The 24,177-nt window shown below is 66.2% G+C and carries 22 protein-coding genes; 7 read left to right on the top strand and 15 right to left on the bottom strand.

Annotation, left to right across the window (positions count from 1 at the left end; all coding sequences use genetic code 11):
* Positions 1-142: 142 nt before the first annotated feature.
* From RBB42_RS20775 to RBB42_RS20760, 4 genes are all read left to right on the top strand, one after another.
* Positions 143-754, top strand: a complete 612-nt coding sequence (locus tag RBB42_RS20775; protein WP_305971485.1) for a VOC family protein — start codon at positions 143-145, stop codon at positions 752-754.
* 81 nt (positions 755-835) lie between these two features.
* On the top strand, positions 836-1,519 hold the full coding sequence (locus tag RBB42_RS20770; protein WP_305971484.1) for a molecular chaperone DjiA: 684 nt from the start codon (positions 836-838) through the stop codon (positions 1,517-1,519).
* 6 nt (positions 1,520-1,525) lie between these two features.
* A complete protein-coding gene (locus tag RBB42_RS20765; RefSeq protein ID WP_305971483.1) occupies positions 1,526-2,536 on the top strand; it encodes an endonuclease/exonuclease/phosphatase family protein in 1,011 nt (336 codons plus the stop codon).
* A gap of 40 nt (positions 2,537-2,576) precedes the next feature.
* Complete coding sequence (locus tag RBB42_RS20760; protein ID WP_305971482.1) at positions 2,577-2,957, top strand: hypothetical protein; 381 nt, start codon at positions 2,577-2,579, stop codon at positions 2,955-2,957.
* Between the two features lie 21 nt (positions 2,958-2,978).
* On the opposite strand, the gene RBB42_RS20755 is transcribed toward RBB42_RS20760, so the two are convergent.
* The 10 genes from RBB42_RS20755 to RBB42_RS20710 all read right to left on the bottom strand — a co-directional run bounded on the left by RBB42_RS20755 (position 2,979) and on the right by RBB42_RS20710 (position 14,030).
* On the bottom strand, positions 2,979-4,526 hold the full coding sequence (locus RBB42_RS20755; RefSeq protein WP_305971481.1) for a Ppx/GppA family phosphatase: 1,548 nt from the start codon (positions 4,524-4,526) through the stop codon (positions 2,979-2,981).
* A gap of 116 nt (positions 4,527-4,642) precedes the next feature.
* Positions 4,643-5,941, bottom strand: a complete 1,299-nt coding sequence (locus RBB42_RS20750; RefSeq protein WP_305971480.1) for a flagellin family protein — start codon at positions 5,939-5,941, stop codon at positions 4,643-4,645.
* 410 nt (positions 5,942-6,351) lie between these two features.
* The gene (locus tag RBB42_RS20745) at positions 6,352-6,756 is read right to left on the bottom strand and encodes a GFA family protein (RefSeq protein ID WP_305971479.1); all 405 of its coding nucleotides are present in this window, start codon (positions 6,754-6,756) and stop codon (positions 6,352-6,354) included.
* The gene (locus RBB42_RS20740) at positions 6,753-7,217 is read right to left on the bottom strand and encodes an SRPBCC family protein (RefSeq protein ID WP_305971478.1); all 465 of its coding nucleotides are present in this window, start codon (positions 7,215-7,217) and stop codon (positions 6,753-6,755) included. The genes RBB42_RS20745 and RBB42_RS20740 overlap by 4 nt, the downstream gene beginning before the upstream one ends.
* The gene (locus RBB42_RS20735) at positions 7,207-7,551 is read right to left on the bottom strand and encodes an ArsR/SmtB family transcription factor (protein ID WP_305971477.1); all 345 of its coding nucleotides are present in this window, start codon (positions 7,549-7,551) and stop codon (positions 7,207-7,209) included. The genes RBB42_RS20740 and RBB42_RS20735 overlap by 11 nt, the downstream gene beginning before the upstream one ends.
* A 253-nt stretch (positions 7,552-7,804) precedes the next feature.
* Entirely contained in the window at positions 7,805-9,979 is a 2,175-nt protein-coding gene (locus RBB42_RS20730) for an RNA degradosome polyphosphate kinase (protein ID WP_305971476.1), read from the bottom strand.
* Positions 9,980-10,083: 104 nt separating this feature from the next.
* A complete protein-coding gene (locus tag RBB42_RS20725) occupies positions 10,084-10,818 on the bottom strand; it encodes an HdaA/DnaA family protein (RefSeq protein WP_305971475.1) in 735 nt (244 codons plus the stop codon).
* A complete protein-coding gene (locus RBB42_RS20720) occupies positions 10,815-11,900 on the bottom strand; it encodes an AI-2E family transporter (RefSeq protein WP_305971474.1) in 1,086 nt (361 codons plus the stop codon). The genes RBB42_RS20725 and RBB42_RS20720 overlap by 4 nt, the downstream gene beginning before the upstream one ends.
* Before the next feature lie 106 nt (positions 11,901-12,006).
* On the bottom strand, positions 12,007-12,468 hold the full coding sequence (locus tag RBB42_RS20715; protein WP_305971473.1) for a hypothetical protein: 462 nt from the start codon (positions 12,466-12,468) through the stop codon (positions 12,007-12,009).
* A 47-nt stretch (positions 12,469-12,515) separates the two neighbouring features.
* A complete protein-coding gene (locus tag RBB42_RS20710) occupies positions 12,516-14,030 on the bottom strand; it encodes a pentapeptide repeat-containing protein (RefSeq protein WP_305971472.1) in 1,515 nt (504 codons plus the stop codon).
* Between the two features lie 160 nt (positions 14,031-14,190).
* On the opposite strand from RBB42_RS20710, the gene proS reads away from it, so the two are divergent.
* The 3 genes from proS (at position 14,191) to RBB42_RS20695 (ending at position 17,118) form a co-directional block, all read left to right on the top strand.
* Positions 14,191-15,540: a proline--tRNA ligase gene (gene proS / locus RBB42_RS20705; RefSeq protein ID WP_305971471.1), complete on the top strand. Its 1,350-nt coding sequence runs from the start codon at positions 14,191-14,193 to the stop codon at positions 15,538-15,540.
* Positions 15,541-15,568: 28 nt separating this feature from the next.
* The gene (locus RBB42_RS20700; protein WP_305971470.1) at positions 15,569-16,504 is read left to right on the top strand and encodes a serine hydrolase domain-containing protein; all 936 of its coding nucleotides are present in this window, start codon (positions 15,569-15,571) and stop codon (positions 16,502-16,504) included.
* Positions 16,505-16,596: 92 nt separating this feature from the next.
* The gene (locus RBB42_RS20695) at positions 16,597-17,118 is read left to right on the top strand and encodes a DUF2937 family protein (protein ID WP_305971469.1); all 522 of its coding nucleotides are present in this window, start codon (positions 16,597-16,599) and stop codon (positions 17,116-17,118) included.
* 56 nt (positions 17,119-17,174) lie between these two features.
* On the opposite strand, the gene glmM is transcribed toward RBB42_RS20695, so the two are convergent.
* The 5 genes from glmM to RBB42_RS20670 all read right to left on the bottom strand — a co-directional run bounded on the left by glmM (position 17,175) and on the right by RBB42_RS20670 (position 23,977).
* Positions 17,175-18,518, bottom strand: coding sequence for a phosphoglucosamine mutase (glmM, locus tag RBB42_RS20690; RefSeq protein WP_305971468.1), 1,344 nt, complete (start codon positions 18,516-18,518; stop codon positions 17,175-17,177).
* A complete protein-coding gene (gene folP, locus RBB42_RS20685; RefSeq protein WP_305971467.1) occupies positions 18,515-19,528 on the bottom strand; it encodes a dihydropteroate synthase in 1,014 nt (337 codons plus the stop codon). The genes glmM and folP overlap by 4 nt, the downstream gene beginning before the upstream one ends.
* A gap of 39 nt (positions 19,529-19,567) precedes the next feature.
* The gene (locus tag RBB42_RS20680) at positions 19,568-20,506 is read right to left on the bottom strand and encodes a dihydroneopterin aldolase (protein ID WP_305971466.1); all 939 of its coding nucleotides are present in this window, start codon (positions 20,504-20,506) and stop codon (positions 19,568-19,570) included.
* 94 nt (positions 20,507-20,600) lie between these two features.
* Positions 20,601-21,290 (bottom strand): cell wall hydrolase, encoded by a 690-nt coding sequence (locus tag RBB42_RS20675; RefSeq protein ID WP_305971465.1) that lies wholly within the window; start codon positions 21,288-21,290, stop codon positions 20,601-20,603.
* Between the two features lie 173 nt (positions 21,291-21,463).
* A complete protein-coding gene (locus RBB42_RS20670; RefSeq protein ID WP_305971512.1) occupies positions 21,464-23,977 on the bottom strand; it encodes a putative PEP-binding protein in 2,514 nt (837 codons plus the stop codon).
* Positions 23,978-24,177: the final 200 nt, after the last annotated feature.

Raw genomic sequence — 24,177 nt, 5'->3', positions numbered from 1 at the left:
CCGTTTTGGAGTATTTTCAGAGAGAAGAAGCAGGGCGGGCGCTCGGGCATGGCAACGCGGGGAGAGAGCAAACCGCGGCCCTGTTCATCCCGGCGATGCGGGGCTATCGTCGCCGCCGCATCTGAATGAAAGGGTCTCTGCGATGATGGAACTCGATCATGTGGCCGTTGCGGGCACGGACCTGGCGGCGGCGGTGGCCTGTTGCGAGGCGGCCCTGGGCGTTCCGATGGGGCCGGGCGGGCGGCACGCGCGTTATGGCACTCACAACCGGCTGATCGGCCTTGCGCCGCACCTGTACCTCGAGGCGATCGCCATCGACCCCGATGCCCCGCCGCCGCCGGATGCGCGCTGGTTCGGGCTGGATGATTTCAGCGGGCCGGCGCGGCTGGACAAGTGGATCTGCCGGGTGCCGGACATCGACGCCGCCATCACCGCCCTGCCGATGGCCGGGCGCCGGGTGGACCTGGAGCGCGACGGGTTGCGCTGGTCGATGGCAGTGCCGGAAGACGGCAGGCTGCCCTTCGACGGGCTGTTCCCGGCGCTGATCCAATGGCATGTGCCGACCCCGCCCGGGCAGAGCCTGCCGCCATCGGGGCTGGTGCTGGACCGCCTGATCGTGGCCCATCCGGCAGCCGCCGATTTGCAGGCGCTGCTGGCACCGCATTTGCGGGCGTCGCTTGTGCGTTTTGAACCTGCCGACAGGCCACGGCTTGCGGCGGAGTTGACCGGCCCGCAGGGCGCTTTGCGTCTCTGACCCGCGACGGGTTTTCGCAGGTGCAGAATTTTCGCTGATCCGCCCCTGACAGCGCCCGCATGACCGCGTAGACTTGCCCCCATGTCGATCTGGACACGCATATCCCGGGCCTTGCAGGCCCTGACCTCGGGCGAGGGGCTGGCCGCGGTGTTTGACCGGCTGCGCACGCCCCCCGAGCGCAGCGTGGCCTTTACCATCGCCGTGATCGCGCTTTCGGCCAAGATGGCCAAGGCAGACGGGCTGGTGACCCGCGACGAGGTGACGGCCTTTCGCGAGGTGTTCCACATCGCGCGCGAGGACGAACCCGGGGCGGCGCGGGTCTTCAACCTCGCCCGGCAGGACGTGGCGGGATACGAGGATTACGCCCGCCGCATCGCCGCCATGTTCGGGCAGGGCACCGGCACGCTTTGCGACCTGATGGAGGGGCTGTTCCACATCGCGCTGGCCGATGGCACCTATCACCCGGCGGAGGATGCCTTTCTGGCCGAAGTCGCGGCGATCTTCGGCATGGACGAAGACCAGTTCCGCACCCTGCGCAGCCGTTTCGTGCCCGATGCGGCGCCCGATCCCTACACGGTGCTGGGGGTCAGCCCGGAGATGCCGCTGGACCAGATCCGCAAGACCTGGCGAAAGCTGGTCCGCGAAAGCCACCCGGACGCGATGATCGCGCGCGGCGTGCCCGAGGAGGCGGTCAAGATCGCCGAGAAACGGCTGATCGACATCAACCGCGCCTGGGAAGAGATTTCCGCGCGCGAAACCGCCTGACGGGCCATGCGCCTGGCCAGCTACAACGTCGAATGGTTCGACTCGTTGTTCGACGACAAGGGCCGCCCGCTGATCGACAATGAGTTGGGCGGGCGTCATCGCATCGCCCGGGGCGACCAGCTGGAGGCGCTGGGATATGTCTTTCGGCGGATGGAGGCGGATGCGATCATGGTGATCGAGGCGCCCGACACCAATCGCCGCCGGTCCACCACCCGCGCGCTGGCCAATTTCGCCGAGGCCGCAGGGCTGCGCACGCGCGAGGTGGCCACCGGATTCGTCAACAACACCCAGCAGGAAATCGCGCTGCTCTATGATGCGGACAAGATGCGCGTGCGTCATGATCCGCAGAGCAGCAAGGCGGCGCCGCGCTTTGATACCGAGTTCGAGATCGACCTCGACATCGACGCCCGTGCAGACCGCGTCGCCTTTTCCAAGCCGCCGCTGGAACTGGCGGTCGAAACCGTCTCGGGGCACCGTCTGCGCCTGATCGGTGCGCATCTGAAATCCAAGGCGCCGCACGGGGCGAAAGGCCACGAAGAGGTCATGAGACTGGCGATTGCCAACCGGCGCAAGCAACTGGCCCAGGCGGTGTGGCTGCGCCGGCGGGTGGCGGCGCACCTCGAGGCGGGCGAGGACCTGGTGCTGATGGGGGATCTGAACGACGGCCCCGGCCTCGACAGCTACGAGGGGCTGTTCGGGCGCAGCTCTGTCGAGATCATCCTGGGGGATGGCGACGGCGAAGAGCTGCATCTTTATGACCCGCATGCGGCCGAGGCGCTGCAGCGGCGGCTGGGCGCGCAGCCCACCACCGCCCGTTTTTTCCTCTATGACGAAAAACGCTATTTGCAGGCGCTGCTGGACTACGTCATGATCTCGCCCGGGCTTCAGGCACGCAACCCGCGCTGGCGCATCTGGCATCCCTTCGACGATGCGGAATGCTGGCAGGACGAGGCCCTGCGCGCCTCGCTTCTGGTCGCCTCGGACCATTTTCCCGTCACGCTGGACATCGATCTCTGAACTCTTCCCAGCGCCTTTTGCGGTGCCTATATCTGTGGGCATGAAACAGTTTGCCATGCCCGCCCTCGTCCTGACCCTTGTCGCCGCGCCCTTGGCCGCCGAGGAGGAGCCCGACGGTCTGAACCTGATGGAAGAGGGGGCCAAGCTCTTTCTGCGCGGCTTGATGACAGAGATGGAACCGGCGCTGGAGGAGATGGACAAGACCCTGCGCGAGATGCAGCCCATGATGCGGGATTTCGCCGCCGAGATGGGCCCCGCCCTGGGCGAGATCCTCGACAAGGTCGAGGACTGGACGCTTTATCACCCGCCCGAGATGCTGGAGAACGGCGATATCATCATCCGCCGCCGCGTCCCGCTCGAGCCTGAGGCGCCCGACCTGCCGGATCCCGGGGGCGCGCCGGACGCGGAAATCGACCTGTAGTTTCGCCGGAGCGGGACCGTCTCAGCCGACGATGATTTCCCGGCTGTTCGCCCCCAGGGCATCGGCAAGCGATTTCAGCCGCGCCTCGCCGACTTCACCGTAGAGCGGGGCAATGGTGCCATCGAGGTGCAGTTCCAGGGCCTTGGTGTCCGGGTCCCATGCCAGCCGCGGGCCGGTACCATCCGACTTCAGCGTCCAGAGCATCGCGCCGAACCGCAGCGCCTTGCCCAGCACCTCGGCTTCGCGCTGGTGTTTTTCGTCCAGCAGGGCAAAGAGATCCTCGAACCGCGTGCCCTCGCGCTTGTTGCGATAACGGTGCATCAGCGCCATCCCCAAATAGACCCGTTCCCAGTGCTTCAGCCCGCCCAGGTTGGCACGGGTGGCATTGTCGAAACAGACCTCGGCGCGGTAGTCGGGATGCGCGCGCCAGCTGACGTCATGCAACAGGCAGGCGGCATGGATCAGCCGCCGCCGCGAGGTGCTGGCCTCGGGGAAGAGCGACAGCACGAATTCATATAGCGCGGCGCCGAACCCGGGCATGCGCGCATCCTTGGCCTCGGCAAAGCGGCAGGCTTCGATCAGCGGATCGCGGTCGCGCAAGTCCTGCGGCATCTGTTCGTACAGCATGCCTTCGCGGATACCGTAGCTGGAAATCGCGATGTCCTTGGGCTCGAAACACTCCATCAGGCGCAAGAGGACCTCGCTGGCGAAAGGCACCAGCGCCATCCGCGTGGCCGAGACGCCGCAGGCCTTGCGCAAGCTGTCGTGATCCTCGTTGGCCTCGATGTAGGCCACGGTTTCGCGGACCGAATCCGCGTCCATCCGGTATTCGTGCAGCACCTGCAGCGGATAACCCTGCCGGTGCATGTCGATCCGCGCGATCGCCCGCCAGCTGCCGCCGACAAGGAACAGCCGGTCACGCTGGGTGCCCATGTGTTCGGCAAGGGCCTTGAGCTCGCGCTTGATCTGCTTGTCGCGCGCCTTGCGCCCGCCTTCGATGTCGCGCAGTTTCAGCGGACCCAGCGGCGAGGTCACCCGGCGGCCGACCTCGCCGTCGTGGATTTCCGCCAGTTCCATCGACGAGCCGCCGATATCGCAGACAAGCCCATAGCTGCCGGGCCAGCCCAGCAGCACGCCCTGTGCCGAAAGCCGCGCCTCTTCGGCGCCGTCGATCACCCAGACCCGCAGGCCGGTGGCGGATTCCAGAACCCGGCGGAATTCCTCGCCGTCTTCGGCATCGCGCATGGCGGCGGTGGCGACCACGGTCAGGTCCGGCAGGTCCATGCCATTGGCCAGGGCGCGGAAACGCAGCATGGCGCGCAGCGCGCGTTCGCGTCCCTCGGGGTTCAGGCGGCCGGTTTCGGCCATCCCGGCGCCCAGGCCGCACATGATCTTTTCGTTGTAGAAATAGGCCGGGCTGCGTGCGGCCCCGTCAAAGACCACCAGCCGGACCGAGTTCGAGCCGATGTCGACGACACCCACACGGGACAGGGCCCGTGCCTTCGGATCGTTGAAGAGCGGCCTGCCAAACGGGTCCCAGTGCCCGTGCGTTTCCTCTTGCCCGTCCATCCGAACCCCGCTGTTTCCTGGCGGGGTTATGACCCTATCGAACCCGGGGGGTCAATAAGAAGCACCAGACCGTGGGCAGGGTTGACGCGTGGTTCCCAAGGTCTGGTGCAGGCTGTTTAGCGGAACAGCGACAGCAGGGACTGCGGTGCCCGGTTGGCGATCGACAGGGCCTGCATGGCCAGTTGTTGCTGGACCTGCTGCGCCTGCAACTTGGCGGAAACCTCTTCCAGATCGGCATCCACCAGCGTGCCGATGCCCGATTTCAGCGCATCCGCGAGGCCCGAGACAAAGTCCTTTTGCGTGTCCAGGCGCATCTCGGCGGAACCAAAGGCGGCGGCCGCGTCGATGGAGGTCTGGATCAGGCCTTCGATCTCGGTCAGGGCGCTGTCGACCCCGGCCTGGCTGGTGACGTCGATATTGCCCAGTTCGGCCAGCTTGCCGCCGATGGTGGTGGTGGCATCAGGGTCGTACTGCTGCACCGTGATCGAGAAGTTGTCACCGCCCTGGTCGGCGCCGGTAAAGGTGATCTGGTTGCCGCTGGCGGTCGCGTCGATCGTGCCCTCGTTGCCGGCGCCCAGGTCGTCGCTGACGTATTTGTTGAAAGCGGCGGCCAGACCGGCGGCCACGTCCTCCATCGTGTCGCCGTCACGGGCGACATAGGCGATATCGTTGCGCCCCGACGTGTTGGACGGCCCGTTGCCCGCGGTGGCCGAGATCTCGACCGAGAAGCCGGTGCCGGCGGCAACCGTGGTGGTGGCGGCGGCGCCAAAGGTGGTGGTCCCGGTGGGGGCGGTGGCGTTGCCGGTCATGGTGGCGGCGGTGGCATCGCCGGTGCCGGTGACGTCATTGGCGCCGGCGGCCAGCGCGGTCAGCCCGCTGCCGATGCTGGCCTGCCCCTGGCCCAGGTCCTGCTTGGACACCCGGATGTCGCTGGAGGTCACGCCATCCTGAGACCGGTTGATCGAGGACAGGACGTTGATCCCGCCGGACCCTGCGGTCTGGTCGGTGTTGGTCAGCATCGCCTGGCCGTTGAACTGTGCCGAACTCACGATCGAACTGATCTGGTCGCGCAGGGCGTCGATATCGGTCTGGATCTTGGCCCGGTCGACGTTTTCCTCCTGTGCGGCGACGATCTTGCCTTTCACCTCGGTCAGCAGTTCCGTGACCGTCTCGGCGCCCTGGCGCGCGACGGAAATCGTGGCCTGGCCCAGGCTCAGGCTGTCCGACACCCGCTGAAAGCCCTGGACGTCGGCCTCCATGACCTTGGAAATCGCCCAGACCGCCGCGTTGTCCTGCGAGGACGCGACCTTCTTGCCGGTCGCGATCTGCATCTGCGTATCCGCCATCGAGGCGTTGATCGATTTCAGCGTCTGAAGGGCCGCCGTGGCCCCGGGATTGGAATTGATACTCGACATGAGCTTTCGCCTTTCTCGTCAGAGGGCGCGTTTCGCACCCGGCATTATGACCGCCGTTCTGACGCTGCGGAGGACAAGAGGTCGACCGCGCCACGAAAAGCTCGTGCAGGGAGACTATTGCCCCGACGGTTTTAACCCGCCTTTAACGATTTGCGGCGCTGAAGCGGTCATAGTGGGGCAAGACTATGACGCGGATTGCCTTGGGTTTTTCGAGGTTCAGGGGGTGCCGATTTCGAAACGGCGAAGTTTCCCGCCAACCTCCTTTTCGGCCGGCCGGGGGCTGTCATGGCGCTGCGGCGTTTCACGAGAGAGAGCCATTGAATACCTGTGCGACGCAGGTGTCGGTGGTGTCGGCTATGCGGGACCTTTCGGAATTTCGCTATCGAAGTCCGTTTCCGTGAATTTGTGCCTCACAAGTATCCGTGAAACTCGGGTTCGTGGTCCTGTCGGTCAGACAGCCCATCGACGTAGGTTCGCGGGACGGCTTCCAGTGCTTTCGGTTCAAGGTCCAGGCATTGGACCGAGACCGCGACGAGTTCATCCTTACCGCTCTCGCCCCTGATCCGACCGTGAGTTTTTACGCCACATTTTCGACAGAAGCAGTGGGTGATGATCTCCGCGCCGAAGCGGTATTCCGCTATGTTTTCTGATCCTTCGACAAGCGCGAAGTCCGCGGCTGGAATAGGCGCAATCCATGCGCGGGATTTGGTGCATATCGAACAATTGCAGCGGATCGTGGGCTGATTGAGGTCCAGTTTCGCCGTGAGACGAATGGCACCGCAATGGCATCCGCCAGTTTGAAGAGTGCCGCTCATGGTTCAACCTCCGTCGTTTGCGTGTGGAGCTTGGAGAGCCGATCAAGACATTCCCGCCATCCCTCAACATGTCCATCGCGGGTCGCTTCGTCGGCAAAGCCGAGCTGTTCGAAGATCACGCGTGTGCCTTGGCCGTCTGGCGCGAAGCTCACGCGAATTTCCGTCTCAGGACCGCGCTTGTTTTTTTCGACCCATGCGAAGGTAAATCGAAGCAGCCTCGGCCTCTCGACTTCAAGCATCGTGCCACTCTGGGAAAACACGGTTCCGTCCGGAGCTGTCATAGTAATTGTCCACGCATCACCGGGCTTCAGAGACCATGCCTCAACTGTTGCTTTGAACGGACGGCCCGCATCGTCTTTCGGTCCCCACCATTGTGCTACCTCGTCGGGATGCGTCCAAAGATCGAAACACGTCTCAAGTGACTGGTTGATATGGCGTTCGAGTCTAAGGTCAGCGGTCATCTGTTGTACCTTTCTGTTCAGGAAAGTGGCGTTCCGCATGTTCGGCAAAATGATCCAGCGTGCCTTGCCAGAACTGTTCATAGTCCTTCAGCCAATCCGCGATGGTTTTCAGCCCATCCGGGTTCAGGCGACAGGGACGAGTCTGGGCAACGCGCGTGCGGAGAACCAGCCCCGCGCTTTCCAGCACCTTGAGGTGAGAAGAGATCGTTGGTTGCGTGAGGTCGAACTTTTCAACCAGTTGCGAAACTGTGGCCTCGCCTCGTGCCAAGTGGGCGATGATTTCACGCCTTGTCGGATCAGCCAAGGCAGAAAGTGATGCGGTGAGATCAGTCATGTGAATCGATTATCATCTATATAGATGGATGTCAATTTGCTAGACGTGGGCCCGCTTTTGTTTCCCAACAAAGGCGGGCTTTTTGTATCGGGTAGCATCTCGCACTACGGCCTCATATCGGCCAACGGACGTGATGCCGGGTCTCGCCGGCACCACCTTCACACTGCCTGTTCAGACGCTCGTCCCGCACGTCTGATTAAAACGCAAAAGCGCCCCCGTGGGGGCGCTTTCCGTCTTGGAACCAAGGGCAGGTTCAGTCGCTGGTATGGGTCAGCTTGGGCACGTCCGAGGCCCCCGCGGACCCGCGCCCCGAGAGGGAGGGGTTTTCCATGAAGAAACGGTGACAGTTGAAGGCGAATTCGCCCTCGGGCACCGGGTGGCGGGTGAACTTGCCCGACGGCTCCATGATCCAGCTTTGCGCCGTGTCGGCGAGGTTCGCGGCCATGACCTGGCTGACGATCTGTGCCTTGACGGTGGCATTGTGGATCTCGACTCCGGTTTCGACCCTGCGGTTCAGGTTGCGGCCCATCCAGTCGGCGGACGAGATGAAGACCCGCGCCTTCTTGCTGGGCAGGCCCTGGCCGTTGCCGAAACAGGCGATGCGCGAATGCTCCAGGAACCGGCCGACGATGCTCTTGACGCGGATGTTGTCGGACAGGCCCTTGATCCCCGGCCTCAATCCGCAGATCCCCCGGATCACACAGTCGACCTGCACGCCACCCTGGCTGGCGCGGTAGAGCGCGTCGATCATGTCCGGCTCGATCAGAGAGTTCATCTTGATCCAGATCTGCGCCGGTTTGCCCGCCTTGGCGTGCTCGATCTCCTTGTCGATCATCTCGATCATGCCGGATTTCAGCGAATGCGGAGAGATATAGAGGTTCTCCAGCCCGGCGGGCATGGCGTAGCCGCTGAGGTAGTTGAAGATCTTGGCCGCATCGCGCCCCAGCGCCCCGTCGCAGGTAAAGAACGACAGGTCGGTGTAGATCTTGGCGGTGATGGGATGGTAGTTGCCGGTCCCCCAGTGGGTATAGGTCACCAGACGGTCGCCCTCGCGCCGCACGACCTGGGAAATCTTGGCGTGGGTCTTCCAGTCGAGGAAGCCATAGACCACATGCGCGCCGGACCGTTCCAGCCGTCGCGACTGGCGGATGTTGGCCGCCTCGTCGAACCGGGCCTTCAGTTCCACCAGCGCGGTCACCGACTTGCCGTCTTCCGCCGCCTCGCAGAGTGCCTCGACGATGGGAGAGTTCTTGGACGTCCGGTAGAGCGTCTGCTTGATCGCCACCACGTCCGGATCCAGCGCCGCCTGCTTGAGGAACCGCACCACCATGTCGAAGGTCTCGTAGGGGTGATGCAGCAGCATGTCCTTCTGCTTGATCGCCTCGAACATGTTGCCGTCATGATCCTGCACCCGTTCGGGCACGCGCGGGGTGAAGGAGGGCCAGAGCAGGTCGGGGCGGGCGTCGATCACCAGTTCCTTGGTGTCGGCCACGCCGACCATGCCTTCCAGCTCGATCACTTCATCGGGGCGGACGTGCAGTTCGTCCATGACGATCTTGCGCAGTGCCTCTGGGGCGCCCTGGGTGATGGTCAGGCGCACGACTTCGCCGCGGCGACGGCGCTTGAGCGCCACCTCGAATTCGCGCACCAGGTCCTCTGCCTCTTCCTCGACTTCCAGGTCGCTGTCGCGCAGCACGCGAAAGCCGAAGTGATCCTTGACCCGGTAACCCGGGAACAGGCTGTCGATGTGCAGCAGAAGCACCTCTTCGAGCTGGATGAACCGGTGCTCGCGGTCGCCGCCGGGCAGTTCCATGAACCGGTCGATCTGCTGCGGGATCGGCAGCAGCGCCTGCAGGGGGCGCTTGTCGCGGATGCGTTCCAGCTGCAGCGCCAGGCAAAAGCCCATGTTGGCGATGAAGGGGAAGGGGTGCGCTGGGTCGATGGCCAGCGGCGACAGCACCGGAAAGACCTGCGCGAGGAAGGCTTCGGAGAGGTATTTCACGTCCGCTTCGTTCAGATCGGAACGCGAGACGATCGAGATGCCTTCCTCGGCCATCAGTCCGCGCAACAGCGTCAGCACGCGCTGCTGTTCGGCCATCAGGCGGCGGGCGTCCTGGTCGATCAGCACCAGTTGTTCGGCCGGGGTCAGCCCGTCGGCGGCGGGGGTGGTGTTGCCGCTGTGGGCCAGTTCGCGCAGGCCGGCGACACGGACCGTGTAGAATTCGTCGAGGTTGGCCGCTGAAATCGACAGGAAGCGCATCCGCTCCAACAGCGGGACGCGGGTGTTTTCGGCCTCTTCCAGCACGCGCCAGTTAAAGCCGAGCCAGCTCAGCTCGCGGTTGTGGAAGCGTCCGGGGCCGGTCGGATCCAGGTCCGGCAGGTCGGTGGCGGGCGGCAGCGGGGCTTTGAGAAAATCGGCTTGGGTCATGGGGCGCTTATGCCTCTGCAACTGAAACAGGTTTATGACGGCACGCAGGTGACGTGCCGGTAGATCGTGGCCGCTGTGGCCCGGCTGGCGCCAGGGCCCGCGGATCAGCCCTGTGCGCCACCGGGATCGTGCCGCGAGGTGCCGCGATCCTCGGCCCCCGGGGGCACCAGCCGTGACAGAACCCGCGCCGCCATCGGTCGGGTGATGTCACGCTGATGGGCCAGGGCCTCGGCATCCAGCGCCGCCACCAGCCGCGCCGCCGTGGCATAGCTGCGCGGCATGTGGCGCACAAGATAGGACAGCACCTCCGGCCCGGGAAGCAGTTGTCGATCGGCGAAGAGCTTGGCCAGGAGGGCCGCCAGCAGGGAATCGTCCGGTTCGCTGATCTGGGCCAGCTGGGCGTGCATCATGCGGCTGGCCAAGTCCGGCAGTACCAGCGGCCAGAGCGCGGGCGCGCGGGTGGCGGTGACCATCAGCGTGCCGCCGTTCGCCAGCACAAGGTTGTGCAGGTGAAACAGCATTTCCTCGGCGGGGCGGTCGCCGGCGATCTCTTCGATGTCCTCGACGCAGACCGGGCCGCCCGCCAGGGCGGGGATGGTTTCGGCACTCAGATCCCGGGCCTTGACGATCCGCGCGCCAGATTGCGCCGCCCAGACATGCGCCAGGTGGGTCTTGCCCGATCCCGGCGGGCCGACCAGCACCAGCTTGTGCGAGGGCCAGGCGCGCCAGCCCTCGATCTGCGCGACCGCCAGCATGTTGGCCGGACTGACAAAGAAATCCTCCCAACCCAGCGCCGTCCGCGACGGCAGGGGCAGGGGCAACTGGTTGCCGGTGCTCATTTCTCGTCGCTTTCGAAAAAGCTGCTGCGCGCAGAAATCCCCAGGAACAGGCGCGAGCCCTTGTATTGCTGGATCGCGAAGCGGATCAGGACACCCAGTGCCGCCGCCAGCGGCACCGCCACCAGCAGACCGACAAAGCCGAAGAGCGTGCCGAAGACCGACAAGGCCAGCAAGAGCCAGACCGGGTGCAGACCGACGGAATTGCCCACCAGGTTGGGAGTCAGGATATTGCCCTCGACGAACTGGCCGAACTGGAAGATCGCGTAGACCGCCACGATCCACCACCATTCGCCCCAGAACTGGAAGATCGCCAGCCCCACGGCCAGCACGCCGCCGACGATGGCGCCGACATAGGGAATGAAGGTCAGCGCCCCGGCGATCACGCCCACCACCGGCCCGAATTGCAGCCCCACGGCCCAGAGCGCCAGCGCGTAATAGCCGCCCAGGATCACGCAGACCGACCCCATGCCGCGGATGAAACCCGCCAGAACGCGGTCGACCTCACCCGCAAGGCGGCGGATCACCGGCTTGTGGTCGAGGGGCAGCATGTCGTCGACGCGCTCGACCATGCGGTCCCAGTCCATCAGCAGATAGACCGCCACGACCGGCGTGATCAGCAGCAGCATGACCAGGTTCAGAAGCGAGCCGACAGAGGCCAGCGCGGCCTGGATCAGCTGGCCGCCGCGCTGCTTGATCGTGTCGCCCAGATCGGTCAGCGTGGACCGGACGACGCTGCCCTCGTCCATGATGTTGGGGAAGCGTTCGGTCAGAAAGGCCTGCAGGTCGCGGAACAGTTGCGGCGCGAATTCGAACAGCGCGATGGCCTGCTGGATCAACAGCGGGATCACCGCCAGCGTCATGATGACAAAGAGGATCAGCGCCGCCACGGTGATGACCGCCGTCGCCGCCCCGCGCTTAAGCCCGGCGCGCTCCAGCGCGTCGGCCACCGGGTCCAGGCAATAGGCGATGGCGCCGCCCAGGATGAAGGGCAAGAGCACGTCACCCAGGAACCAGAGCACGACGGAAAAGACCGCCGCGGCGATCCCCCAGTACTTCATCTGATCCCTTACGGGCAGGGCCATTGGCTATCCTTTCGCACTCCCCTTCATCGCCCGTATATGGCCGGGATTCAAGGATTTGCGCGTCACGGTGCTGCGAAAACTGGGGAGTGTTCGGTGGATGGATGGCCTATTGGATCACCTTGCTGCGTTCCGCGGCGATCTCTGCGTTCAGCCGGCGCATCAGGCGGCGGCGCTTCAACGGATTGCGGGTCAGGCCGCGCAGCGCTTCTTGACCCCGGGTCCGTGCCATCTGGGCCAGGTCATCCGCCCGCGCCACCGACCCGTCGACGGTGGTTTCGAAACAGGAGAGCGCCCTGCGCGCGACGGTCTCGTAGAGATCCTCTTCCGTCGGGGGCAGGGCCGCCGGTTCCGGCGCCGCTTGGGGTGCGGGCGGGGCAGGGGTGACATAACGGGTCAGGCAACGGTCGAACTCGCGCCGGAGCGCGGGCATCTCCCGCTCTGGCACGTGCCGAGTGCCGTCCAGGAAGTCCTGCACCAGCACCATCTCGGCCCGCGCGCTGGCCCGCGTGCTCTCGGGCATCATCTCCCAGACCTCCGCCATCCGCGGCGCGATGTCCTGTTTCCGCATGTTCCGCCTTTCGGTTCCTGTCCCCGTCCCGGGCCGGCCCCGGGACCCTATTTGCCGCCACCCGGAGGATCGGGCGGGACATAGCCCTCGGGATCGGCCTGCCACTTGCGCCATTCGTCGTCGAAATTGTGCTTGCCGTGGTTGGGCAATTCCCATCTCGGCCAGTGTGCTGGCCTCTCACGCCCCTTGGGCAAGACGACGCTGGCGTCCCCGAACAGAGCATTGATTTGCTCCTGCGACAGCGGCACATTGGAATAATCAACCGATCTGACCGGTGCGGATGAAACAACCGCACCGGTCAGATCGGTTGTCGCATCCATCCGCGCCTGCCAGAGGTCCGCCCCCTCCATCCGCGCCTGCCTGAGGTTCGCCCCCTCCATCCGCGCCTCCCAGAGGTCCACCCCCTCCATCCGCGCCCCGTCAAGGCGCGCGCCGGAGAGGGTCAGCTTGCTCAGGTCCGCCTTTTGGAGATTGGTCTTGCGCAGGTCGGGGCGATAGCCGCGATAGCCGGAAATCGTCATTTTCCAGTCGTCCAGCTGGTCGATGTATTCATCGACCGCCCCCGCCGGATGTGGTTCGCCGTCAGGCGCGTTCGGCAACTTCGGGGAGGGCGTATCAAAGACCCAGTCCGCCGAATCCAGCGCCTCATCCCCCCAGCGCGCCTCGACCTGCAACTGCTCTCTGGTCCTCCGTCCGATGATCCGCAGCGCCAGCGCAATATCTGCGCGCGGATCGTCCAGCGATTGCGCCCAGTCCCGGGCCTTTGGCCCATCCTCACCGTGGAATCGTTCGTCTCGCTTCTTGACGTGCTCTACGAGCTCTTCCTCGCTCGCATCGTCCGCCAGTGGTTCCCACTCCGGCAACGGGAAATCCTTGGCCTCCGATGCCGGAGCATTCTCTCGCACATAGGCGCAGAGAATCTCCATCACCCGCACATGGTCGCGCCCCTTGTCATAGCGTGTCGAATCCTGCGCGATCCGCTCCAGCGACAACAGTCCCCCGATCCGCACTTCGATATTAGGGACGGTGCGTTCGTTGGTCGCCATGTTACCGTTCTTGTCTCGCCCGGGCATTCCGTCCGGTGCGAGGGCAGGCACAATGACCGTCTTCTCCGCCCCAAGCTGTTCCACCGCCTTGCTGATGCGCTCGGTGATATGGCCTTCCTTCTGGAACTCCACGGTTCGGTGTTTCAGCACGGCACCCCAGATCACGAACGGCCCGCCCAGAAAGGCCGCGACGACGGCCCCCATGCCGAAGCCCACGTTGTCCAGAAACGACTCCATCCCCGAGAACAGCAGCCACAGGTGCCAGAGCGTTCCCGCAAGCAGCAGGAACCAGAATGGCAGCAACGCCCAGCCAAGGGCTGTCAGGGCGTCAGTCAGCACATCACGCCGCCGCTCTTGCCGGTCCGGGGCGTTCATCATCAGCCAGACCAGACCGCTGGCCAGCATCAGCCCAAGCGTCGCCAGCAAGACCTTTGCCCCCGTCACCGTAATCGGGAGTGTCACGGTCAGCCATTCGATGGTCACGGGGTCACCGAACAGCCATTCCAATATCCACATGCCCAAAATCCCCCGTCGCCAATCGGCGTCAGTCTGGCCCATCGCGGCGCATCGCGAAAGGGGGCGGGCGCGGGGCACCCGCGCGGCCATTTCCGCACGCCCTTGCCTGCTTTCATCCAACCCGCTACGAGGGGCAAAACCGCTGTTCCAGAGGACCCAAATGCGCCTGTCCCGCTACTTCCTGCCCGTTCTCAAGGAAACGCCCTCCGAGGCGCAGATCGTCAGCCACCGCTACATGCTGCGCGCCGGCATGATCAAGCAGGCCTCCGCCGGGATCTATTCCTGGCTGCCGCTGGGCTTCAAGGTGCTCAAGAACATCGAGAATATCGTACACGAGGAGCAGATCCGCGCGGGCCATATCCCGATGCTGATGCCGACGCTGCAATCGGCCGATCTGTGGCGTGAATCCGGCCGCTACGACGACTACGGCGCCGAGATGCTGCGCATGAAGGACCGGCACGATCGCGACATGCTTTACGGTCCGACCAACGAGGAGCTGATCACCGACATCTTCCGCAGCCATGTCGGCAGCTACAAGGACCTGCCGCTGACCCTGTATCATGTCCAGTGGAAGTTCCGCGACGAGATCCGCCCGCGCTTCGGCGTGATGCGGGGCCGCGAGTTCTACATGAAGGACGGCTACAACTTCGACCTGACCAAGGAAGACGCGCTGCACGCCTACAACCGTCACCTCGTCAGCTACCTGCGCACCTACGAACGCATGGGCCTGCAAGCGATCCCGATGCGCGCCGACGGCGGGCCGATCGGCGGCGATTACACCCATGAATTCCTTGTGCTGGCCGAGACCGGCGAGTCCGAGGTGTTCTACGACTCCGAGATCACCGATCTGAAGTTCGGCGACCGCGCGATTGACTACGACAGCCATGCGGAATGCCAGGCGGTGCTGGAGGAATTCACCTCGCGCTATGCCCGCACCGATGAAACCCACGACGAAGAGGTCTTTGCCAAGGTCCCCGAGGCGCGCCGCCGGCAGGCGCGCGGCATCGAGGTTGGCCAGATCTTCTACTTCGGCACCAAGTACTCCGAGCCGATGGGGGCGACCGTGCAGGACGCCGAGGGCAACAAGGTGCCGGTGCACATGGGCAGCCACGGGATCGGCGTCAGCCGCCTGCTGGGCGCGATCATCGAGGCCAGCCACGACGACAGGGGCATCATCTGGCCCGAAGGCGTGACGCCGTTCCACTGCGGGATCGTCAACCTCAAGTCCGGCGATGCCGAGGCCGATGGCGCCTGCGAAGCGATCTACGCCTCGCTCACCGCGCTGGGGCTGGAGCCGCTCTACGACGACACCAACGAGCGGGCTGGCGGCAAGTTCGCGACGATGGACCTGATCGGTCTGCCCTGGCGGATAACCGTCGGGCCGCGCGGTCTGAAGAACGGCGTTGTCGAACTGACCTCGCGCCGCACCGGCGAAAGCGAGGAGATGCCGCCCGAAGAGGCGGTGGCGCGGATCGCTGCGATTTACAACAAGGTGCTGCCGGGGGCATGATCCGCGGGCGTCAGCCCCCGGATACGTCATGCGCCTGTTCCGCCTAGTCCTGATCCTGATCGCCTGCGCCGTGCCCGCGTTCGGGCAATCCGACCGTGTGGCCCTGGAATGGTCCCGCTGGCTGGAGGCGCAGGGCAAGCCGCCCGGCGCGCTGGTCTTCCTGATCGGGGACAGCCAGTTGCTGGGGCGGGACAACGGTTATGACCCCGACCGGGCCGTGCCCCTGGCCAGCCTGTCCAAGGGCATCACCGGGCTTTGCGCCCGGGTGCTGGTGGATGAGGGGCTGATGGCCTGGGACGATCCGCTGAACCGCTGGATCGAGGGCGGCGGCACCATCACGCTTGCCCAGCTTGTGACCCATACCTCGGGCCTCTGGCCGGATGAAACGCAGGGCGCGATGTCCGGATGGCGCGGCGACACCACTCGCCGCTGGCAAGAGGTGACGGCCACTGCGCTCGACCGGGACCGGCAGGAGGGCAAGCGCGGCAGCTATCGCTACAACAACGAGAATTACGCCATCCTCGGTCTTGTGATCGAGGCGGTCACGGGGAACCGCTACGACAAGGCCTGCGCCCTGCGCGTGCTGGAGCCGCTGGGGATCACCACGGCGCGGCTCTCGCCAGAGTATGGGGGCTATGGCCCCTGGGGCGGCTGGCAGATGTCGGTGCGCGACTACGCGCGGCTGATGCGGGAGGGGTTCGCGGCGATGGACCCGCGGGACACGCCCTCGGCAGACCTGGGCGGCGGTGCCTTCTACGGGCTGGGGATGCTGTTCCGCACCGGGCGCGACATGGCAAACCACTGGCATTTCGGTGCGCTCTGTTTCCGGGATGCGGGGCTGGGCGCCTTTGCGGTGAACTGGGCCGGGAAATACACGATCGTCGCGGCCTATGGCGCCTGCGTCGACGGAGAGGCGATGGCGGCGCTGGACGCGGCATTGGTGCGGGCGGTTTTCGCCGACTGACCCCCGGCGCGCGCTTTCCTCTCGTGCGGGGAGACGGTTTCTGGCATTCTGCGACCAAGATCGCCAAGAGACGCGACGGGAGGCACAGGCAGATGTTCTTGCGGGTAGTGGCCCTTGCGGCCGGGCTGACGGGCGCCGTAAGCCTGTCGCAGTTCCCCGAATATTCCCAGCAATACATGCAGCGCCTCGGCGGCGCGGTGGATGAACTGGCACGCCAGGTCACGCGATACGAGGCGGATGCGGCGCGGGTGGGACTGGAGGTGGACGCCTACCTTGCGGCCCTGGCCGAGGAGGGCGAGCTTTCGCGGACCCAGGCCGGCAACATGGCCAGCGACATCGCCCGGCACGCGCGCCTGTCGGAGGCGCTGGCACGGCTGGAAGGGGCGGGGCCCTTTGCGCGGGCCAAACTGGCCTTCGAGATGCGACCCGACAGCGAGGTTGCACACCGGGCCTGGCAGAGCTTCAAACCCGCGGTGCCTGCCACCTTCGAAGGGACGGTCTTTGCCGGGGCGGGGTTCCTGGCGGGCTGGGCGGCGCTGGCGCTGGTCTTCGCGATCCTGCGGCGCAGCTTGCGGTTGGTGACGGCCCCGCTGCGCGGGCGGGGCGAGGTCTGAGCGCGGCCACGGCGCCACAAGGTCCCGGCGGCACGGCACAGGAAAGGGGCAGGCGGTCAGGCGACCGCCTCGACCTCGGCTACGATGCCGTTGACGACCTGGCTCAGCAGGTCTTCATCCTCGCATTCCGCCATGACGCGGATCAGCGGCTCGGTGCCGGATTTGCGGATCAGCAGGCGGCCCTTGCCGGTCAACATGCCCTCTGCATCCGCGATCGCCTTCTTGACGCTGTCCGCGTCCAGCGGCAGCACACCGGCGCCGTAGCGCACGTTCTTGAGCAGTTGCGGCACGCGGGTGAAGCTGTGGGTCAGGTCCGAGGCGCGCTTGCCGGTGCGCACCATTTCCGACAAAAATTGCATCCCGGCCATCAGCCCGTCGCCGGTGGTGGCGTAATCGGTCATCACGATGTGGCCCGACTGTTCGCCGCCCAGGTTCCACCCGCCTGCGCGCATCGCCTCGACAACGTAGCGGTCGCCGACCTGCGTCCGTTCCAGCCGCAGGCCGCGGTCGTCCAGGAACCGTTCCAGCCCGAGATTGGACATGACCGTTGCCACCAGGGTGCCGCCCTTCAGCCGGTCTTCTTCGGCCCAGCGGGCCGCCAGCAGCGCCATGAACTGATCGCCGTCGGCCACCTGGCCGTTCTCGTCGATCAGGATGATCCGGTCGGCATCGCCATCCAGGCAGAGCCCCACGTCGGCGCCGTGCCGGCGCACCGCCTCGGCGGCGGCGGCGGGTTTGGTCGAGCCGCAGTTGTCGTTGATGTTCAGACCGTTGGGCGCGTTCCCGATCTGGACCACATCGGCGCCCAGCTCCCACAGGACCTCGGGGGCGGTCTTGTAGGCGGCGCCATTGGCGCAATCGACCACCACCTTGATCCCGTCCAGCCGCAGCCCGTGGGGCAGGGTGCTCTTGACCCGCTCCTGGTAGCGGAAGCGGCCATCGTCGATCCGGCGGGCACGGCCGATGTTGTCTGGCTGGGCGGGGCGCACGCCGGACTCGACCAGCGCCTCGATCTCGGCCTCGACGCCATCGGACAGCTTGAAACCGTCGGGGCCAAAGAACTTGATCCCGTTGTCGGCGGCGGGGTTGTGGCTGGCCGAGATCATGATCCCGAGGTCGGCCCGCATCGAGGTGGTCAGAAGGCCCACGGCGGGTGTTGGCACCGGCCCCAGCAGCAGCACGTTCATGCCGGTAGAGGTCAGCCCGGCGGTCAGCGCGTTCTCGAACATGTAGCCCGACAGCCGCGTGTCCTTGCCGATCACGACACGGTGGACGCCCGAGTGTTCATTGCGGAAATACCGCCCCACGGCCGCGCCCAGCATCAAGGCCATCTCGGCTGTCATCGGGTAGGTGTTGGCGGTCCCGCGCACACCGTCGGTGCCAAACAGCTTGCGGCTCATGGAAAGCTTCCTCTCGAAATGGCCCGCCACATGGCCAGCGCCTGGGCGGTTGCTGAAACATCGTGGACACGGACGATCTGCACCCCCTGAGCGGCCGCCGCCTGGGCCACGGCGACAGAGCCGGAGACCCTCTCGGCCGAGGTCTGGACACCGGAAATCTTGCCGATGAACCCCTTGCGCGAGGCGCCCACCAGGACCGGGCAGCCCAGACCGTGGAACAGCGCCACGTCGCGCAAGAGCGTCAGGTTGTGGTCGATCGTCTTGCCGAAGCCGATGCCGGGGTCGACGATGATCCGGGCACGCGGGATGCCCAACTCCTCGAGCATGGCGACCTGCGCGGCCAGGAAATCGTAGACGTCCAGCAGCACGTCGTCATAGCGCGGATCCTGCTGCATGGTTTCCGGGTCGCCGCGCGCATGCATCACGCAGACGGGCAGCCCCCGGTCGCGGCAGTAATGCGCCAGCATCGGATCGTAGGTAAAGCCAGAGACATCGTTGACCAGCGCCGCGCCCGCTGTGACCGCCGCCTCCGCCACCGCAGACTTGCGCGTGTCGATCGAGACCGGCGTGGTCAGTTCCCGTGACAGGGCGGTGATGACCGGCTCTATCCGCGCGATCTCTGCCTCGTTCGGGACGGGCAGGGCGCCGGGACGGGTGCTTTCGCCGCCGACGTCGATGATATGCGCCCCCGAACTGACCATGCGGCGCGCCCGTTGCACCGCCTTGGCGGCGGTCTGGTGGTTGCCGCCGTCCGAGAAACTGTCCGGCGTGACGTTGAGAATGCCCATGATGCGCGGGCTGTCCAGGACCATGCCGGCGATGGCGGCCCGGGGCGCGGAGAGGCGCGTGCGCCAGTCCTCGGGGATCTCGGACAGGGAAACGTTGCGCGGCGGCGCGTCGCGGCTGTAGCGGACGGCCTGCGTGAACCAGCCCGGCCCGCCCGCCAGGTCGAGCGCTTCATCGGAGCGGGGGCTGTCAAAACGGACGACGGGACGGAAATAGACGCTCATGCGGGGTGACTGACCGATCAGGTAAGACTTGGCAAGCGGTTAGAACAGCGAGGTGCTCGGGGGCAGGGCGCGGGCGGGAACAGAGATCTCGTCCGGCAGGTCTTCGCCGATCACCAGCAGTTCGCAGGCGTCCAGTTCGTCCGCGAACCAGGCCGCCAGCGCAACGGAGTCGCGCGGCTGCGCTTGCGGGCCCTGGGTCGCGTCCAAAACGATCTTGGAAGGGGCCCAGACGCAGATCTGTCCGTTCTTCATCGCCCAGTCCAGCTCTGTCCGGGTGGCGACCACCTTGGCCCGGTCGTCGCGCGCGGCCAGGCACCAGGCGTTCTGTTCGATCGACAGCAGGTCGACCCGGCGCTGGGTCATCTTGTGCCCGGTTTGCGGGATCTCGGTATCGGGGCGTCCGACGCAGAGGATCAGCGGCGCGGGCCGGGCCTCGAGCTGGTCCAGCCAGGAGGTCAGCCGGGAATCGCCCATCGCCTCGTTCGACAGGTAGACGACGCGGGCGTGCGGGCGCTCCTGCGCCACTTCCTCGGCGATCTCGCCCAGGTGGTCGGCCACGTCGCGGCGCGAGCGCACGATTTCCACCCCCAGCGCGCCGGGGCCGCGATCCAGCTTTTCCACCCTTACGAAGGCGCGCAGGGCCTGGGGTTCCAGCAGGATGCGTTCCGCGATGCGTTCGGCCAGCGTTTCCAGCAGGTTGAGCCGCTCTGCCTCGAGCTCGTGGCTGATCGCCTCTGTCACCCGGTCGTAGGACAGGATGCGGTCCACGTCGTCATCCAGCGGGCCGGTAAAGGGGATGACCTCGACCACCACGTTGAAACGGACGCGCTGTTTCTGGCCGCGTTCGGCCTGAAACGCGCCGATATCGACCTCGACCACATGGTCGCGCACCGAGATGCGGTCATGCGGCGTGTCTCCGGCTGTGGCGACGCTGCGTTCGGAAGGATGGGCAAAGGCTAGGCGGATGTCGCTGGGCATGTCGGCCCCTGTCTGTTGTGTGATGGCCCGTGGTAACGAAAAGGGCGCCCGACGGCCAGCCGCAGGCGCCCTTTTGCGAACCTTTGGCGACGGATTATTCGCCGCGCCAAGTGTGGCGGTAGAAGATGTGGACCCCGTGGGCAAAGGTCTTGGTGTATTTCCGCGACCAGTCGGGCGAAACCCAGGTGGCGTGGTAATGCGTGGCGCCCTTGGTCAGGCCGGTTGCCTTGCCGTCCAGCACCGCGCGGGCGACCTTGCCGACCCGGCTCCACGAGCGTTTGTCGTCGATGTGTTCCGGGCGGCCGTCGCAGGTATAGGTGAACTGGCAGGCGAACTTGCGCCCCGTGCCCTGGTTCACCACGCCGCAGACCGAATTCGGAAAGCGTTTCGACGCGACCCGGTTCATGATGACCTCGGAGACCGCGAAAAGCCCTTCGATGGTCTCGCCCCGGGCCTCGAAGTACAGGGCCTCGGCCAGGCAGCGCCATTGCGGTCCGCCCTCGGGTGCGGGCTGTCGGGACAGCCAGGTCTTGTCATAGAGAAAGCCGCCGCCGCCGGTCACCGTGCCTGCCGCGACAGGGATCGGTTTCACGGGCGTGACGAGCCCCTTCAGATGGGTGTTGCCCACGCGCGCCAGCGCGCGGCTTTCAAGTGACAGGAGAGTCTGCGCGCTTCGGGCCGGGTCGGCAGAAACCGGGCCGGAAGTCAGGGCCAGTTGTGCGGCGATGAACGAAAAGGCCGCAAGGACAAGGCCACGGCGCAGGGCAGTGGTCAGAAGTTTCATGTCGAAAATATCCCCCAATCGAACATGCATCGCGTGGTGCCTCACGTCACGCGACGGACGCACCCATACAGAATATTGGCAATTGGGTAAAGAATGCCCGGGGACTCGTCGGCGGATTGTCCCCCCGACTGTGGCCCGAGACCGGCGCCCGCGGCGATTTCGGCCTTGCAGGCTTAGCGTTTGCGCGGCCCGTCCAGGCCGCGGTCGCGCAGCGCAAGCTGTGCCGCCGCCAGCCGCGCAACCGGCACGCGGAAGGGGGAACAGCTGACGTAATCCATCCCTGCCGAGCGGCAAAAGGCAATCGATTCGGGGTTGCCGCCGTGTTCGCCGCAGATCGACAGGGTCACAGACGGGTTGGTTGCCCGCCCGCGCTGCACGCCCGTGGCCACCAGTTCTCCGACGCCGTCGATGTCGAGGACGTGGAACGGGTCCTCGCGAAAGACCCCCTGGCTGACGTAGTCGGACATGAACCGGCCCGCATCGTCGCGCGACAGCCCGTAGGTCATCTGGGTGAGGTCGTTGGTGCCGAAAGACAGGAAATGCGAATAGGGCGCGATCTCGTCCGCGCGCAGGCAGGAGCGCGGCGTCTCGACCATGACGCCCAGGCGATAGGTGATGTCGCGCCCGCGTTCGGTGCGCACCGCCGCCGCGACCGCCTCGATCCGGGTCCGGATCAGTTCGACCTCGCGCTTGGCCGAAACCAGCGGCAGCATGATCTCCGGCACCACCGCAGGGGCGCCTTCGCGGCTGGCGTCCAGCGTCGCCTCGAAGATGGCGCGCGCCTGCATGTCGTAGATTTCGGGCACCGTGATGCCCAGCCGCACGCCGCGCAGGCCCAGCATGGGGTTGTATTCGCCCATCGCCTGCACCCGCCGGGTGACGTCCGAAACCGGAAGATCCAGCGCCTCGGCCAGGTCGCGCAGGCCCGCGCGGTCGGTGGGCAGGAATTCGTGCAGGGGCGGATCGAACAGGCGGATGCAGACCGGAAGCCCCTCCATGATGCGGAAAAGTTCCGTGAAATCATTGCGTTGCATCGGCAGGAGTAGGGCCAACGCGGCCTGCCGGTCCTCTGCCGTGTCGGCAAAGATCATCTCGCGCATGGGGGTGATGCGGTCGGTTTCAAAGAACATGTGCTCGGTCCGGCACAGGCCGATCCCCTGGGCGGCGAAATTGCGCGCGGTGGCGGCATCGGCGGGTGTGTCGGCATTGGCGCGGATGTCGATGTCGCGCACCTCGTCGGCCCAGCCCATCAGCGTGTTGAAGGCATCGTCGAGCGCCGCCTCGATCATCTCGGGCGCGCCGCGCAGGATCTGACCCGAGGTCCCGTCGAGCGTGACCGTGTCGCCCTCGCGGTAGGTGCGCCCGTCCTCGCCCTGGATGGACCGCCGCTGCAGGTTGAAATTCATCCGCGCCGCGCCCACCACGCAGGGCAGGCCGAGGCCGCGGCCGATCACCGCGGCGTGGCTGGTCATGCCGCCGCGTTCGGTCAGCACGCCCACCGCCGCGTGCATGCCCCGCACATCCTCGGGAGAGGTCTCGCGGCGGACCAGGATGCAGGGTTCGTTGCGCGCGGCGCTGGCCTGCGCCTCGGCGGCGGAAAAGACGATCTTGCCGGTCGCCGCGCCGGGGCTGGCGGCGATGCCGCGCCCGATGACCTCGCGCCGGGCCTCGGGGGCGACCTGCCGGTGCAGAAGCTCGCTGATGGCGCGGGGTTCGATCCGCAGCACCGCGTCCTCGGGCGTGATGATCCCGTCCTGCGCCAGGCGGACGGCGATCTGCAGTGCCGCGCGCGAACTGGCCTTGACGCGCACCCCGTCGAGGATATGGACCTCGCCGTTCTGGATGGTGAACTCGATCTGCATCTCGGCGCGCAGGCGGGCGCGCATCAGGTCGGCATGGGCCTTGAGATCGGCAAAGGCCTTGGGCGCCAGTTCCTCCAGCGAGGGGCCGCGCGGGTCGCGTTCGAGATAGAGGCTGGCGGCGCCGCCCTGCAGGGCCTCGCGGCCCTGGCTCTGGCTGAGGTAACGGCCGGTCAACTGGCGCTTGCCGGTGTCCGAATTGACCAGCTGCAACACGCCCGACCCGCATTCGCCGTGACCCAGCCCCAAGGCCATTTCCTGCACGACAAGGCCCAGGCCCGCGTCCACCGGCGCGCCCTTGGCCTGCCGCAGCAGCCGGGCCGAGGTGCCTTCCCAGGCGCGGGCCATGCTGCGCAGTACCTCGCGCAGCTGCAGCGCGGGATCCTGCGGGAACTGTTCCTCTGCCTCTTCCTCATAGGCGCGCAGTGCGGCGGAGAGGCCGGCGGTGCCGTTGTCCTCGATCTCGTCGAACAGGTCCGGGTCGAGCCGGGCGACATGGATCGCGTAGGCCTGCACGAAGCGCAGGTAGAGCCCCGCCGCGGCCTCCTGGCCGATCCTGTCCGACATGTCGACGAAACGGGCGTCGTTCATGCCGATGTTCAGGATGGCACCCGGGCCGCCCCAGTCCGGATCCTCGGAAGAGGGGCGCACGCAGAGCAGGGCGCCCGGGTCGAAGGCGGCAATCAACGCCCCCATGTCGGGGAACTTGCCCGCGGCGATGCGATGCACCGCGTCAAAGGAGAGCGCCACGGTGCGCGGCACCGGCAGGTCGAGCCGCACCAGCCTTTGCAGGCACTTGGCCCGCCCGCCGTGCGTGGGCGTGGACATGGGCGCATCCTGGGTGATCAGGGTCACATGCGGGTTCTGGATATCGGGTTTCTGCACTGCAGCACCTTTGCGTTGGCGGGCAGAATACGCGCTGAGCGACGCTTGGCAAGGCGGGAAACCGGATCGGGCGCGACTGGGGCTTGGTCGCGGCTCCGGCACAGGGGTTTGGTCGCGCCTCCGGCGCGGGCGCGCGGCGTCGC

Origin of the sequence: Mameliella sp. MMSF_3455 (assembly GCF_030733205.1) — a bacterium.
Taxonomy (GTDB): Bacteria; Pseudomonadota; Alphaproteobacteria; order Rhodobacterales; family Rhodobacteraceae; genus Antarctobacter.
Note: the sequence above shows the minus strand (reverse complement) of the source record. Positions and strands in the feature narration are given on the sequence as shown.